The sequence below is a fragment of the Qipengyuania sp. ABI-127-1 genome, assembly GCA_022953095.1.
In the GTDB taxonomy this organism is placed as follows: Bacteria; Pseudomonadota; Alphaproteobacteria; order Sphingomonadales; family Sphingomonadaceae; genus Qipengyuania.
Genome location: JALJCR010000001.1, coordinates 1,691,481 through 1,705,617 on the forward strand (window position 1 = coordinate 1,691,481; position 14,137 = coordinate 1,705,617).

At 63.0% G+C, this 14,137-nt stretch carries 15 protein-coding genes; 7 read left to right on the top strand and 8 right to left on the bottom strand.

What is annotated here, in order from left to right; all coding sequences use genetic code 11:
* Nucleotides 1-43: 43 nt before the first annotated feature.
* Nucleotides 44-502 (top strand): vgr related protein, encoded by a 459-nt coding sequence (locus MUY37_RS08325; RefSeq protein WP_499195136.1) that lies wholly within the window; start codon nt 44-46, stop codon nt 500-502.
* Here the strand turns inward: MUY37_RS08325 and MUY37_RS08330 are convergent.
* The 3 genes from MUY37_RS08330 to hrcA are packed head-to-tail and all read right to left on the bottom strand — an operon-like array spanning nt 499 to nt 3,927.
* Nucleotides 499-2,250: a DUF885 domain-containing protein gene (locus MUY37_RS08330; protein ID WP_499194876.1), complete on the bottom strand. Its 1,752-nt coding sequence runs from the start codon at nt 2,248-2,250 to the stop codon at nt 499-501. The genes MUY37_RS08325 and MUY37_RS08330 overlap by 4 nt on opposite strands.
* A 23-nt stretch (nt 2,251-2,273) precedes the next feature.
* Nucleotides 2,274-2,870: a nucleotide exchange factor GrpE gene (locus MUY37_RS08335; RefSeq protein WP_499194877.1), complete on the bottom strand. Its 597-nt coding sequence runs from the start codon at nt 2,868-2,870 to the stop codon at nt 2,274-2,276.
* Between the two features lie 13 nt (nt 2,871-2,883).
* A complete protein-coding gene (gene hrcA, locus MUY37_RS08340; RefSeq protein WP_499194878.1) occupies nt 2,884-3,927 on the bottom strand; it encodes a heat-inducible transcriptional repressor HrcA in 1,044 nt (347 codons plus the stop codon).
* Nucleotides 3,928-4,011: 84 nt separating this feature from the next.
* Between hrcA and rph the strand changes: the two genes are divergently transcribed.
* Entirely contained in the window at nt 4,012-4,728 is a 717-nt protein-coding gene (gene rph / locus MUY37_RS08345; protein ID WP_499194879.1) for a ribonuclease PH, read from the top strand.
* A complete protein-coding gene (gene rdgB / locus MUY37_RS08350) occupies nt 4,725-5,351 on the top strand; it encodes an RdgB/HAM1 family non-canonical purine NTP pyrophosphatase (protein ID WP_499194880.1) in 627 nt (208 codons plus the stop codon). Before rph ends, rdgB begins: the two co-directional genes overlap by 4 nt.
* A 3-nt stretch (nt 5,352-5,354) precedes the next feature.
* On the opposite strand, the gene MUY37_RS08355 is transcribed toward rdgB, so the two are convergent.
* On the bottom strand, nt 5,355-5,951 hold the full coding sequence (locus MUY37_RS08355; protein WP_499194881.1) for a CAP domain-containing protein: 597 nt from the start codon (nt 5,949-5,951) through the stop codon (nt 5,355-5,357).
* A gap of 47 nt (nt 5,952-5,998) precedes the next feature.
* On the opposite strand from MUY37_RS08355, the gene hemW reads away from it, so the two are divergent.
* Complete coding sequence (gene hemW / locus MUY37_RS08360; RefSeq protein WP_499194882.1) at nt 5,999-7,153, top strand: radical SAM family heme chaperone HemW; 1,155 nt, start codon at nt 5,999-6,001, stop codon at nt 7,151-7,153.
* Nucleotides 7,150-8,046: a tyrosine recombinase XerC gene (locus MUY37_RS08365; RefSeq protein WP_499194883.1), complete on the top strand. Its 897-nt coding sequence runs from the start codon at nt 7,150-7,152 to the stop codon at nt 8,044-8,046. The genes hemW and MUY37_RS08365 overlap by 4 nt, the downstream gene beginning before the upstream one ends.
* Here the strand turns inward: MUY37_RS08365 and MUY37_RS08370 are convergent.
* Genes MUY37_RS08370 through rsmI form a run of 4 tightly spaced genes read right to left on the bottom strand, consistent with a single transcriptional unit; the run spans nt 8,043 to nt 10,856 of the window.
* On the bottom strand, nt 8,043-8,636 hold the full coding sequence (locus MUY37_RS08370; RefSeq protein ID WP_499194884.1) for a DedA family protein: 594 nt from the start codon (nt 8,634-8,636) through the stop codon (nt 8,043-8,045). The two genes, MUY37_RS08365 and MUY37_RS08370, sit on opposite strands and share 4 nt — an antisense overlap.
* Nucleotides 8,637-8,655: 19 nt before the next feature.
* On the bottom strand, nt 8,656-9,624 hold the full coding sequence (gshB, locus tag MUY37_RS08375; RefSeq protein ID WP_499194885.1) for a glutathione synthase: 969 nt from the start codon (nt 9,622-9,624) through the stop codon (nt 8,656-8,658).
* A 33-nt stretch (nt 9,625-9,657) separates the two neighbouring features.
* Nucleotides 9,658-10,008 carry a YraN family protein gene (locus MUY37_RS08380; RefSeq protein ID WP_499194886.1) on the bottom strand — a complete coding sequence of 117 codons (351 nt, stop codon included), beginning with the start codon at nt 10,006-10,008 and terminating at the stop codon, nt 9,658-9,660.
* A complete protein-coding gene (gene rsmI / locus MUY37_RS08385; RefSeq protein ID WP_499194887.1) occupies nt 10,005-10,856 on the bottom strand; it encodes a 16S rRNA (cytidine(1402)-2'-O)-methyltransferase in 852 nt (283 codons plus the stop codon). Before rsmI ends, MUY37_RS08380 begins: the two co-directional genes overlap by 4 nt.
* A 37-nt stretch (nt 10,857-10,893) precedes the next feature.
* On the opposite strand from rsmI, the gene MUY37_RS08390 reads away from it, so the two are divergent.
* Together MUY37_RS08390 and parE are read left to right on the top strand one after the other, a co-directional pair.
* Nucleotides 10,894-12,054: a penicillin-binding protein activator gene (locus tag MUY37_RS08390; RefSeq protein WP_499194888.1), complete on the top strand. Its 1,161-nt coding sequence runs from the start codon at nt 10,894-10,896 to the stop codon at nt 12,052-12,054.
* Nucleotides 12,055-12,119: 65 nt separating this feature from the next.
* Nucleotides 12,120-14,096: a DNA topoisomerase IV subunit B gene (gene parE, locus MUY37_RS08395; RefSeq protein WP_499194889.1), complete on the top strand. Its 1,977-nt coding sequence runs from the start codon at nt 12,120-12,122 to the stop codon at nt 14,094-14,096.
* Nucleotides 14,097-14,137: the final 41 nt, after the last annotated feature.

Here is a 14,137-nt window from a genome sequence, read left to right on the forward strand (position 1 = left end):
CGAAGCTGTCGCGCCTTCTTGTCCGGCGGGCGGCGAACGTGCCCTGACACCGGGCGAAATTGCACTTGCACGGTCGGTGTTCGGCGACGTGATCGACTATGAAAAGGTCACGATCCGCCGCCGTAAATGGTTTCCGTTTCAGCCCCGCACGATCACCATGGCCCCGCGCGGCCACGTCCATTTCCACCCGCGCGCAGATGCCTATTGCGATGACTTCTCCAAGGCCGACATTCTGCGTCAGGGACTGCTGATTCACGAACTGGTGCATGTCTGGCAGGTCCAGACGCGCGGCAAGTGGTTCCTCGTTACCCGGCGCATGCCCTGGGCGCGATACGATTATTCGCTCAAGCCCGGATGGCCGCTCGAACGCTACGGCATCGAGCAGCAGGCCGAGATCGTGAAGCATGCTTTCTGGCTCCGCAACGGCATCAAAATCGCGGGGATTGCTGATCCCGCAGCCTACGATCTGCTTGTTCGCTTCCCCGGCGCGGATCGAGCCTAGTCGTATGTCACACCGGCAAGGCCCTGCCCGCCATCTGCAATGAAGGCATCGATCCGGGCTTCGAGCGCGGGCAGCGGCACCGAACCAAGCGAGAGCACGACATCATGGAATTTGCGGATGTCGAAATCCTTGCCCAGCGCCTCTTCAGCCTTAGCGCGCAGGCGGCGCATGGTCATTTCGCCCAGCTTGTAAGCCAGGGCCTGTCCCGGCCAGCTTATATAGCGATCGATTTCGGTCCCCACTTCCCGGTCCGAAAGGGCCGTATGGCGGGAAAGGTACTCAACCGCCTGCTCGCGGGTCCACCCATAATGGTGAATCCCGGTGTCGATCACCAGCCGCGCGGCACGCCACATCTCGTAGGATAGTTGGCCGAAACGCTCATACGGATTGCGGTAAATTCCCATCTCATTGCCGAGATACTCGACATAAAGCCCCCAGCCCTCGCCGAAGCCGGAGAAATAGGTTTGGCGGCGGAAGCGCGGTGCATCGTCGCGTTCGAGCGCGATGGCTGCCTGAAAGGAATGACCCGGCGCGCATTCATGCATCGTCAGCGCGGGAATGTTGTAGACCGGACGCGAGGGTAGATCGTGGGTGTTGATCTGGCAGAACTCCAGCCCACCCCTGCCCGCCGTATAGTAAGGCGCGATGGCCGGATCGACCGGTCGCAGGCCATGGCGATAGCGCGGCAAGAAACCGAAATATTCATCCAGCTTGTCGTCGACTCGCTTGGCCGTATAGGCCGCCACGCCCATCAGTTCGTCCGGCGTATCGGCCACGAATTGCGGATCGCTGCGCAGGAAGGCGATGAATTCGTCCAGCGTCCCGTCAAATCCGGCCTCTTCCTTCGCCGTTTCCATTTCGGCGGTGATCCGCGCCACTTCGTCGAGGCCGATCTGGTGGATCTCCTCAGCCGTCAGATCCAGTGTCGTGTATTGGCTGATCTGCTGGGCGTAATAGGCCGGGCCGTCGGGAAATTCGCTCGCCCCCAATGTGGTGCGGGTGTTGGGCAAATACTCATCGCGGAAGAAGGCCAGCCAGGCGGCATAGGCAGGGGTGACGCTTTCACGAATCGCTTCGTGTCCGGCTGCGCGCAAACGCTCCTGTTCCGCCTGGGGAATGTTGCGGGGCATATCGGCGAAAGGTGCCCAGAAGGGGCTCTGTTCCGGGTCTTCGACGACATAGGAACTGATCGAGACATCGCGCCCCTTCAGCGTGATCCGGGGAACGGAGAATCCGCGTTTGAGCCCTGCTTTTGCATTGGCTGTATGCTCGGCAAAATAGCGCGGAATATCGCGCATCCGGCCGATATAATTCTCATATTCCTCAGCCGTGGGAAAGCTGCTGCGCGCAGCAAGGTAAGACCAGAAATTGCTATCGCTGTCGAAAGGCATTTCCCATTCGGCAAAGCGCGCATCGCCAATTTCAGCTTCGAGCAGAGTGCGCAAAACCAGCGCATTGGTCTGCTCCGTCTCGCTCAACTTCGAGATATCGATCTTGTCGAGCTGGGCCAGATATTCGGCATATTGCGCAGCGCGCGCCCGCTGCGCTTCCGGGGCAACCGACCACAGCCGATCGCCCTGTTCGGTGCTGCCACTGGCATTTTCCGTCAACCCGAATTGTTCGAGCTGATAATCGTAATAGGCATCCGCCAGCGCCTCGAGCCGCTCATCGGCGCTCTCTTGCGCGGCAAGCGGCGTGGTGCAGGTGGCAGCGACGAGGACCGCCGCTCCGAAAATAGCAGTCCTCATCGTCTCTCCCCTACCCTATCGGATCAGTCTGGCTTCTTGGCCACGCCGACCATGGCCGGGCGCAGCAGACGATCCTTGATCATGTAGCCGGCCTGCATTTCCTGCACGATGACGCCAGGCTCCTCCTCGTCAGTCGGCACTTCCATCATCGCCTGATGCTGGTTCGGGTCGAGAGGCAGGCCCTTGGCTGCGATACGGGTGATACCGTTCTGGCCGAAAACCTTCTCCAACTCGCGCTGTGTCGCCTCGATCCCGGCAATGAAATTCTTCGCCTTCTCATGCTCACGAAGCTCTTCCGGCACGTGGTCGAGCGCACGGGCGAGGTTATCGGCCACGCTAAGAATATCGCGAGCGAAGCTGGTCGCACCATAATTGCGTGCGTCCTGAACGTCCTTTTCGAGGCGGCGGCGCACATTCTGCGTTTCCGCCCGGGCATACAGCACGTCCTGCATCGCGCTATCGAGATCGCCCTTGAGCTTGGCCAAAGCGTCTTCGAGGCCACTGTCTTCCTCGACCGCTTCGCCATCGTCGCGCAGATGTTCGGGCACACCTTCCATTTCGCGCGCCACTTCTTCGTCGACCGCCTTGTCGTGCGGCTCTTTGTTGTTCTCGTCGTTCACTGGAAAAACCCTGTTAGCCTATTCGTTTGCCCAAGGATCGGGCCGTGAAATCCACCATGGGGACGACCCGCGCGTAATTCAACCGGGTCGGACCGATCACACCCAGCACGCCGACCACTCTGCCCTCGCGATCGCGATAGGGCGAAGCGATCACCGAGGACCCGGAAAGCGAGAACAGCCGGTTCTCGCTGCCGATGAATATCCGCATCGCCTCCGCACGCCGCGCGCGATCGAGCAGGCTGGCGACCGATTGCTTGCTTTCCAGATCGTCGAGCAGCGAACGCACACGTTCGATATCCCCCAGGGCCACCTCATCGAGCAGATTGGCTTGGCCGCGCACGATCAGCACCGGTCGGTTGGTTGCATCCTCGCTCCAGGTTGCAAGTCCGCGCTGGACCAGGTCGCGGCTCGCTTCGTCGAGAGCGGATCTTCCGCTGGCGATTTCCTCTTCGACCGTGCTGGCGGCCTCGGCCAACGTCCGGCCGGAAGTGTGCGCGGTGAGATAATTGCTGGCCTGCTCAAGCGAGGTGCCGAGCGTTTCTACCGGCAGCGACAGAATGCGGTTCTCGATATGCCCATCTTCGCCGACGAGCACGGCGAGCACGCGGTTGGAATCTAGCGCGGTCAGCGAAACCTGAGACAACCGAGGTTCGCGCGTGGGCACCATGACCATCCCCGCAGCGCCCGAAAGATCGGAAAGAAGCGCGCTGGTTTCCTCAAGAGCGCGCTCGATTGGTCCCGGTTCGGCCAACCGCTGTTCGATGGCTGCGCGCTCCTGTTGAGACGGTTCGGCAACCTGCATCATCGCATCGACGAAAAGACGCAGGCCGCTTTCGGTCGGCATCCGTCCGGCACTGGTATGCGGCGCCGCCAACAGGCCGCGTTGTTCGAGCTCTGCCAGAACCGAACGGATTGAGGCCGGCGAGAGGTTCACTCCGCTCTCGCTCGCGAGAGCTTTCGATCCCACCGGCGCGCCGCTGTCGAGATAGCCTTCCACCACGAGACGGAAGATATCCCGTGCGCGGTCCGACAAATCAGTGAGCGGTGGAGAATTCATGGTGCCTATCTAACCACTCCCCTTGCGGCCTCAAGACCCATGCGCCACACGCGTCCCCGAGATTCGACTGCAATGGAGACCCCCATGCGACCTTCCGGCCGTGCGCCCGACGAAATGCGCGCCATCACCATCGAAACCGGTTACACCAAGCATGCCGAAGGTAGCTGCCTTATCAGCTTCGGCGAAACACGCGTGCTGTGCACCGCCAGCGTCGAAGAACGTATTCCGCCGTGGCTGCGCGGCAAGGGCGAAGGCTGGGTCACCGGGGAATATTCGATGCTCCCCCGCGCGACTCATACGCGCGGCCAGCGCGAGGCGGCCAAGGGAAAGCAAAGCGGCCGGACGCAGGAAATCCAGCGCCTGATCGGGCGGAGCTTGCGCGCCGTGGTCGATCACAAGAAGCTCGGCGAACGCCAGATCACGCTCGATTGCGATGTGATCCAGGCCGACGGCGGCACGCGCACGGCCTCGATTTCCGGCGCTTGGGTTGCCTTGCGTCTTGCGGTCGACGGGCTGATGAAATCCGGTGCAATCACCCAGGATCCGATTACGGCCAAGGTCGCCGCGATTTCCTGCGGTATCTATGACGGTACGCCGGTGCTCGATCTCGACTATCCCGAAGACAGCAATGCCGATGCAGACGCCAATTTCGTGCTCATCGAAGGCGGCAAGATCGCGGAGGCACAGGCCACGGCCGAGGGCGCACCCTATGACGAGGAAGCCTTCCTCCGGCTTCTGCGCCTGGCCCAGATGGGCTGCGCGGAAATCTTCAAAGCGCAGGACGCGGCGACGCGCTCGTGACTCGGCGCATCGGTTCGGGCTCGCTGGTCATCACCACGCATAACGAGGGCAAGCTGAAGGAAATTTCCGCTCTGCTCGAACCGCATGGCGTCAAATGTATCTCGGCCGGATCGCTGGGCCTGCCCGAACCGGCCGAGACCGGGACCACCTTCGTCCAGAACGCGCTGATCAAGGCACGTGCTGCGGCGGAGGCATCGGGTCTCGTCGCTCTGGCGGATGATAGCGGTTTGTCCGTCGATGCACTCGACGGACGACCCGGCGTTTACACCGCCGACTGGGCCGAACGACAGTGGTTCGAAGGCGATCCGGGGCGCGACTGGTACATGGCGATGGGCAAGGTCGAAGGCATGCTGCAGGAGAAAGGCGCCGAGGTCGATCGTTCCTGCGCTTTCCATTGCGTCCTCGCGCTTGCCTGGCCCGATGGCGAGCAAGCGGTCTATGAAGGCACCGCCCCCGGCACGTTAACCTGGCCGCCGCGCGGCACCATGGGGTTCGGATACGATCCCGTCTTCGTGCCCAGGGGGCGCGAGCAGACGTTCGCGCAGCTCGATCCGGCAGAGAAACACGCCATCAGCCACCGCGCCGATGCCTTTACCAAACTTGTTGCCGATCAATTCGACTAAGGGTCAGAAAGCTTTCCGACCCCAGACATTCCCCGCAGGCCAATACCGGCATACCAAGACATCATTGCCATGAGCTGTCGCCAGCGCGCAGCCGACCTCTTCGGTTTCGCGCCACACCACCTGGGTATAGTGTCCGACATCGGCCCAGTTCCCGGTCTTCGAGATGTTCGGGAAGTGGGCGTGGCGATAGTGCTTCTTTTCCTCGATGAACATGCCGACCATGGTTTCCACGGGCCAATGTCCAGCCGTGCCCATCCAGAGATTCTCGCCCGTCTGGTTGCGGGCCTGGCTGTCGGCATGCTGGAGCCTGCCTGTGCGTGAGAGACGATGCGCCCATTCCCGGGCCTCGCGTTCGAGGTGGACATTCCATTTCAGCGGGCGCAAGCGCAGTCGGGTCCGCTCCCTATTATGGACATTCAGAATGCGGGCCGCCATTGGCAGGTCGGACGTTTTTCGGGTATCGATCGAGTGTGATGCTGCATGGGCGGCGCGCAAGTCGAGCGGTTTCGACGCCCCGCTTGCGGCTGCAGCAGTCACCGTGGCACATAGCACGGCAATGGCGCCGCCCAGCGACGCGATCCACTTTTTCGACCCATCCATGACAGGTGGAATTCCGTTCCGATGATTAAGATTAGCTGAAGACATCCTTGGCCCGCGCTCTCTACATTCACTGGCCATTCTGTATCGCGAAATGTCCTTATTGCGATTTCAACAGCCATGTCCGGAAAACTGCGGATATCGAGCAATGGGAAGCTGCGCTGGTGGCGGATATGCAGCATGAGCATGGCCAGACACAGTCGCAAGAACCCCTCGCAAGTGTCTTTTTTGGCGGAGGAACTCCGTCTCTCATGCCCCCCACCCTCGTTGCCGCCCTGCTGGGACAGGCAGAGCGCTTGTGGGGGTTCGATCCGGCGATCGAGATTACGCTCGAAGCCAATCCCAGCAGCGTGGAGGCGAGCAATTTCGCCGAACTCGCGGCAGCGGGGATCAATCGCGTTTCGATGGGCGTGCAGAGTCTGCGAGACGAGGTGTTGCGTTTTCTCGGCAGGCTGCATGGTGTCGATGAAGCGCTGGAGGCGGTAGCGGTGGCGCAGCGGCATTTCGCCCGCGTTTCGATCGACCTGATCTATGCCCGGCCGGACCAGACGGAGGCGGACTGGCAAGTAGAACTGGGCGAGGCACTGGCGCTCGGTACCGATCATATGTCGCTGTATCAGCTCACGATAGAGCCCGCGACGCGCTTCGCGACCGATGTGCGGCGCGGCGTGTTTGAACCGCTCGGCGATGATTATGCGGCCGATCTGTTTGCTCTGACTCGCGAGATGACCGAAGCTGCCGGCCTCCCGGCCTATGAGGTCAGCAACCACGCGCGGCCGGGCCAGGAAAGCCGCCACAATCTGACATATTGGCGCTATCAGGACTATGTCGGTATCGGTCCCGGTGCCCATGGACGGCGGCGCGGCGTCGCGACCGTACGCCACCGCAAGCCCGAGAACTACCTCTCCGCAGTCGCGACGCAGGGGCACGGGATCGCCGAAGCGCGTCCACTCGCGCACGGAGAACAGGCCAGCGAAGCGTTGCTGATGGGACTGCGACTGGCCGAAGGGGTCGATCTCGCGGCACTTGCCCGCCGGTTCGACGCAGCGCCCGCGGCGTTGGTCGACGAGGCCAAACTGGCCCTGTATCGCGATCTCGGCCTGGTCTGGGCGGAGCAAGAGCGGATCGGCGTCACGCCGCAGGGCATGCCGCTGCTCGATGCCTTGCTTGGCGAAGTGGTCTGCAGCGACCTCGTGACATCATGAACAGGGCCGATCTGCTCGCGGCCTGGCACGATCACCTGGCGCTTGGATTGCGCCGCTCCCATCACACAGTGCGCGCTTATGACAAGGCGGCGGAGCGTCTTCTTACGCGAATGGGCCTTTCGTCCTGGGACGCCGTCGCCGAAATCACGGCAACACGTCTGCGCACGCATCTCGCCTCGCGCCGGGCAGAGGGACTTTCCAATGCCTCCGCCGCGCGTGAGCTGTCGGCGCTGAAGGGCTTCATTGCCTTCGCTCGGACGCAGGCGGGACATGCCGTTTCCGACCCGCCACGCCTGCGGGGGCCGAGGATAAAGAAAGGCCTGCCTCGCCCGGTCACGCCCGACGATGCAATCGGGCTCGCCGATGCGGTCGAGGCGCTGGCCGCTGAAGACTGGATCGGCGCACGCGATCGCGCGGTTCTGCTGTTGCTCTACGGCGCGGGGATGCGGATCGCAGAGGCGCTGTCGCTGACCGGCAGCGCGCTGCCGCTGGGCGAGAGGCTGACCGTCAGCGGCAAGGGCGGCAAACAGCGTGTCGTGCCGCTGCTCCCAATCGTGCGCGAGGCTGTCGCGGACTATGCCGCGCGCTGTCCCTACCCCATGGCGAAGGACGATGCGCTGTTTCGCGGCGCAAAGGGCGGGGCGCTGTCGCAAGGAATGGTTCAGAAGGCGACGGCACGAGCGCGCAAAGTACTGGGCTTGCCCGACAGCGCCACGCCCCACGCGCTACGGCACAGCTTTGCCACTCACCTGCTTGGCGCAGGCGCGGATTTGCGGAGCCTGCAGGAACTGCTCGGCCATGCCAGTCTGGGCTCGACGCAAATTTACACCAAGGTCGACGCGGCTCGGCTGCTCGATACGTATCGCAGCGCACACCCACGCGAAAAGGACTAGTCGCGCTTCCGCGGTTTCCAGGTCAGTACCCGCCACACATACCCACCGAACGCGGCCACGAAGATCGCCAGGACGAGCCAACCCAGCAATTCCTGCGAACGGGCCAGCCTGCGGCCCAGCTCGACCATCGCCAGGTTCCATACAAAGGCGCCTGCGAAGGTATAGACCAGGAACCGAACAGCCCCCATGTGCGATAATCCCGCGGGGATCGAGATGAGTGTGCGCAGGACCAGTGTAAATCGCATGGCGAAGACCACCCACGAACCATGCCTGCGAAAGAACGCCTGCGCGCGTTCGACATCGTGCCACTCCATCGTCAGCCAGCGACCGTGGCGGGTCACGAAGGGTTCGAGCCGCGTCCGCCCCCAGCGGTCGCAAATCCAGTACCACCAGTAATTGCCCAGCGTCGTTCCCGCGCTGCCCACCAGGAGAAGCGGCCAATACTCCATCGTGCCGCGCGCCACCGCAACCCCGCCCAGCCCCATGATCACTTCGGACGGCAGAGGCGGGAAGATGTTTTCCAACGCCATCAGCACGAAAATTCCCAGCAGACCGCCGAGCTCGATCGTGCGGATGATGAATTCGGTCATCGCACGCCAGCCGGCCAGGTCACATTGCCGCGTGACGCCGCTCGATCGCGTCCCAGATGAGGCCCGCCGTATCGGTGCCATTGAATTTGTCGATCGCAACAATGCCAGTGGGCGATGTTACGTTGATTTCGGTCAGCCATTTGCCGCCGATCACGTCGATACCGACGAAGACCAGACCGCGGCGCTTCAATTCCGGCCCCATTGCGGCGCAGATCTCTTCTTCGCGCGCCGTCAGCGTTGTCGCCTCGGCATGCCCCCCCTGCGCCAAGTTCGAACGAAACTCACCTTCGCCAGGGAAGCGATTGATTGCCCCTGTGAATTCTCCATCGACGAGCACGATCCGCTTGTCGCCTTCGCTGACTTCGGGAATGAAGGGCTGGACCATATGCGGTTCGGGCCAGGTCTGGTCGAAAACTTCGGACAGAGCCGAAAGGTTGGTCCCCTCCGCATCGATCCGGAAGATCGCCTTGCCCCCATTGCCGTGCAACGGTTTGACCACCACCGAACCGTGCTTCTTCTGAAAGTCGCGCAAATCGTCCAGATGCCGGGCGACGAGAGTTGGCGGCATATACTGGGCATAATCCAGCACGAACATTTTCTCGGGCGCGTTCACGACTTCGCGCGGGTCGTTGACCACCAGCGTTGTGCCCTTGAGCCGATCGAGCAGCAGAGCGCTGCTGATATAGCCCAGATGGAACGGAGGGTCCTGCCGCATCAGCACGACATCGATATCCCGCGCTAGGTCGATCCGCCGACGTTCGCCGGTGCTGAAATGGTCGCCCTCCACCCGCTGCACGCGCACCGGGGCAGCATGGGCCGTGATGTGGCCGCCGGGTGTCCCGTCGCTTTCATAGGCAAGGCTGGCGACATCGTAGTGCCACACTTGGTGCCCGCGCGCCTGCGCGGCCAGCATCAGCGCGAATGAACTGTCGCCCGCTATATTGATTGTATCGAGCGGGTCCATCTGGACGGCGACACGTAGCGGCATTCTAGTCTCCGATTATCATCGCCTGCCTTGCGGTTACGGCTGCCAGGCATTGGCGATGTGGCGAGGGAAGCTGCCCGGCGCAAGCAGGATCACGTCGATGCGGATGTCTTCGCCGTCCAGCGCGTAGCGATGCGCCACCGCTTCGGCGGCGGCGGCGACGCGCGACAGCCGGTATTCGTCGATCGCATGGTCGAGGTCGGCGCGCCTGCGTCGCCATTTGACCTCGACGAAGGCAATCACCCCGCCCCGCCTGGCGATCAGGTCGATCTCCCCCGCCGCTGTTTTCACGCGGCGGTCGAGGATCTGCCAACCCTTGGCCCTGAGCCACATTGCAGCGCGGGTCTCGCCTTCGCGGCCGCTTTTCTCGGCCAGTTGGCGTTTCATGCCGAGCGTAATTCCATCGCTCTGGCATAGAGGGTCTTGCGATCCATCCCCGTGGCCTTGGCCACCTGCGCCGCGGCTTGCGAAACCTTCATCGTGCGCAAGGCGTCGATCAGCATGGCGTCGGCATCCTCTTCACGGGCAACGCTTTCGGGCGGCGGCCCGACCAGCAAGACGATTTCCCCCTTGGGCGGATTGGCTTCGAAATAGGCGATCAGCCCGGCGGGAAGCCCGCGCCGCACTTCCTCGTGCAGCTTGGTGAGTTCGCGTGCGACGGCCACCTCACGGCCGTGAAAGGTTTCGGCTATCGCTGCCAGCGACTTACCGAGCCGGGGAGCCGTGTCGTAGAATATCAATGTCGCATCGACACCGGCCAGTTCCTCCAGCGCCTCGCGCCGGGCTTTGTCCTTGCTGGGCAGGAAGCCGCCGAACAGGAAGCGATCATTGGGCAGGCCCGACAGCGCAAGACCCGCAATGGCGGCACAGGCCCCCGGCACTACGGTCACTGGAATGCCCTCGGCACGGCAATCATTGACCAGGCGATAGCCAGGGTCGGATATCATCGGCGTGCCTGCGTCGCTGACCAGTGCCACCGCACGCTGACGCATCGAATCGACCAAGCGCGAACGGTCGCGATGTTCGCTGTGATCGTCGTAGCGCCACATCGGCCTGGAAATGCCGAGATGCTTGAGCAGTTTGCCGGTAACGCGCGTATCTTCGCAGGCGATGCCATCGCAGCGCCGCAACACGTCGACGGCCCGCAGCGTTATGTCACCAAGGTTGCCGATCGGGGTGGCGACGATATAGAGCCCCGGTGTAAGGCTATCTTCGGGAGGGGCTTTTTCGTTCACCCTCCTTCAATGAACATCAATGAGGGACGCGGCAAGCATGAAGCGCTGGAGTTTGAACCGTCGGACGATCGTCACCGTGGGCCTCGCGGCGTTGCTCGCCGGGTGTTCCACGATTCTCCCACGCGGGGCCGAGCGCGCCGAGCCTGTCGATCCCACACCGACACCGCAGCCGACCGAGGCGCTGCCCACCGACCAGACGCGACATCGTATCGCCCTGCTCGTCCCGATGTCGGGGCGGAATGGCCCGGTCGGCCAGGCGATCGCCAATGCCACGACCATGGCCTTGCTCGACACCAATGCGAGCAATCTGCGGATCACGACTTACGATACCGCGAAAGGCCCCGAGGCTGCCGCGCGTCAGGCAATCACAGAAGGAAACAAGCTGATTCTCGGTCCGCTGCTGGGGTCGAACATTCCGTCGGTCCTCGCTCCGGCGCGGGCGGCCGACATTCCGGTAATCTCCTTCTCGAACGATACCGGCGCGGCAGGCCCCGATGTCTTCATCATGGGCCATATTCCCGAACAGTCGATCATGCGCACCGTCGAGTATGCGCGCGAACGCGGATCGCAGAACTTCGCAATCATCGCGCCCGATGGCGAATACGGCGCGCGGGCCGAGGAAGCCATGCGGCGAGCAGTTTCGACTTATGGTGGTACGGTCACCTGGACGGAACGCTATGCGCGAGGCAACACTTCGGTGGTGAGCGCCGCCGAGAGGCTCAAGGCCCATGGCGGTTTCGATACCGTGCTGATCGCCGACGGACCGAGGCTTGCTGCGCAAGCCGCGGGCGTGCTGTTGCCTGGCGGTGGCGGTGCAACCCAATTGCTCGGCACGGAACTGTGGAGCGGTGAAGGCTCGGTCACGCGCGCCTCGGCGCTTCAGGGTGCTCTTTTCTCGGCCGTTTCCGATGATCGCTACAAGCGTTTCGTCGACAGTTACGAGGCCCGGTTCGGCAGCCAGCCCTATCGCATCGCGACGCTCGGATACGATGCGGTCCTGCTGACCTTGCGGGTCGCGCGCGACTGGCGGGTGGGGCGCGACTTCCCCGACCGGGCGCTACGCACCAGGGATGGCTTTCTCGGGCTCGACGGTGCCTTCCGCTTCGGACGCGACGGCCTGGTCGAGCGTGCTTTCGAAGTACGCGAGGTACGTGATGGAACGGTCGTGATTGTGGACAATGCGCCGACTCGGTTCTGAGCAGGGCGGATAACCCGCCTCGTCCGCTTGTGGCGCGGCGAAGCAGCGCGATATAGCTGGCAGTCATGTCCGACGATCTGTTCGAAAACACGCCCACCTCCAGCGGCGATTACGATGCCTCCTCGATCGAGGTGCTGGAAGGCCTCGAACCGGTGCGCCGCCGCCCCGGCATGTATATCGGCGGGACGGACGATCGGGCATTGCATCACCTCGTCGCCGAAGTGCTCGACAATGCCATGGACGAGGCGGTTGCAGGCCATGCGACGCGCATCGAAATGCGGATCGAGGAAGGCAACCGAGTCATTATCGCCGACAACGGTCGAGGCATCCCGGTCGACGAGCATCCCAAATATCCGGGCAAGTCGACGCTCGAAGTTATCCTCTCGACACTCCACTCGGGGGGAAAGTTCTCGGGCAAGGCCTACGCCACCAGTGGCGGCCTGCACGGCGTTGGTGTCTCGGTGGTCAATGCCCTGTCGAGCGATACGCGGGTCGAGGTGGCACGCGACAAGCAGCTCTATGCGCAGAGCTTCTCCAAGGGGCAGACGCTCGGCCCGATCGAACAGCTCGGCCCGACGCCCAACCGGCGCGGCACGACGGTCAGCTTCGTGCCCGACACCGAAATTTTCGGCGACCGCCAGTTCAACCCGAAGCGGCTGTTCAAGCTCGCGCGGTCCAAGGCCTATCTTTTTGCCGGGGTCGAGATCCGCTGGAAATGCGCGGACAGCCTTGTCAGCGAGGGCGTGCCTGCCGAGTCCGTGTTCAAGTTCCCCGGCGGCCTCGCGGATCACCTGGCCGAGCAAATCAACGGCCGCGAATGCGTAACCGCGCAGCCCTTTACCGGCAGTCAGGATTTCCCGGAAGAAGCGGGGCGCGTCGAATGGGCGATCGCCTGGCCGCTCTATTCGGACGGTTCCACGAGCTGGTACTGCAACACCGTGCCCACCCCCGATGGCGGGACGCACGAACAGGGCGTGCGCGCGGCGCTGACCAAGGGCCTGCGCGCCTTCGGCGACCTGACCGGGGTGAAGAAAGCCAAGGATCTGACCGCGGACGACATCATGGTCGGCGCCGAGGTGATGCTGAGTGTCTTCATCCGCGATCCGCAGTTCCAGAGCCAGACCAAGGACCGCCTGACTTCCCCGGAAGCTGCACGCCTGGTCGAGAATGCGGTGCGCGACCATTTCGACCATTTCCTCGCCGACAACATGGATCGCGGCAAGGCCCTGCTCGGCCAGGTCATGGAACGGATGGACGAGCGCCTGCGCCGCAAGCAGGAACGCGAGATCAAGCGCAAGACCGCGACCAATGCCAAGAAGCTGCGCCTGCCGGGCAAGCTCACCGATTGCTCGGGAGAAGGCGATGGCGAGACCGAGCTGTTCATCGTCGAAGGCGACTCAGCAGGCGGCAGCGCCAAGCAGGCGCGCAACCGGAAAACGCAGGCGATCCTGCCCATCCGCGGCAAGATCCTCAACGTCGCCAGCGCATCCGCCGACAAGATCCGCGCGAACAGCGAAATCGCCGACCTGACACTCGCCATGGGCTGCGGCACACGCAAGGATTGCGACCCGGAAAACCTGCGCTACGACCGCATCATCATCATGACCGATGCCGATGTCGACGGCGCGCATATCGCCACGCTGCTGATGACCTTCTTCTTCCAGGAAATGCCCGAAGTCGTTCGTGGCGGGCATCTCTATCTCGCCCAGCCCCCGCTCTATCGCCTGACCGCAGGCAAGGAGAGCCGCTATGCCCGCGACGACGCGCACCGCGCGGAGCTGGAAGAGACCGTGTTCAAGGGCAAGAAGGTCGATGTCGGCCGCTTCAAGGGTCTGGGCGAAATGAACCCCGCGCAATTGCGCGAGACTACCATGAATCCCGACACGCGCAGCTTGATCCGTATCACCCTGCCAGCGGAATTCGAACAGCGCGCCATGGTCAAGGAACTGGTCGACCAGCTCATGGGCCGCAATCCGGAACATCGGTTCAACTTCATCCAGAACAATGCCGGTGACATGGACCGTGAGATGATCGACGCGTAACAAGTCTATTGAACAGGTTTGCTACGCGGAGCATTTGTTCG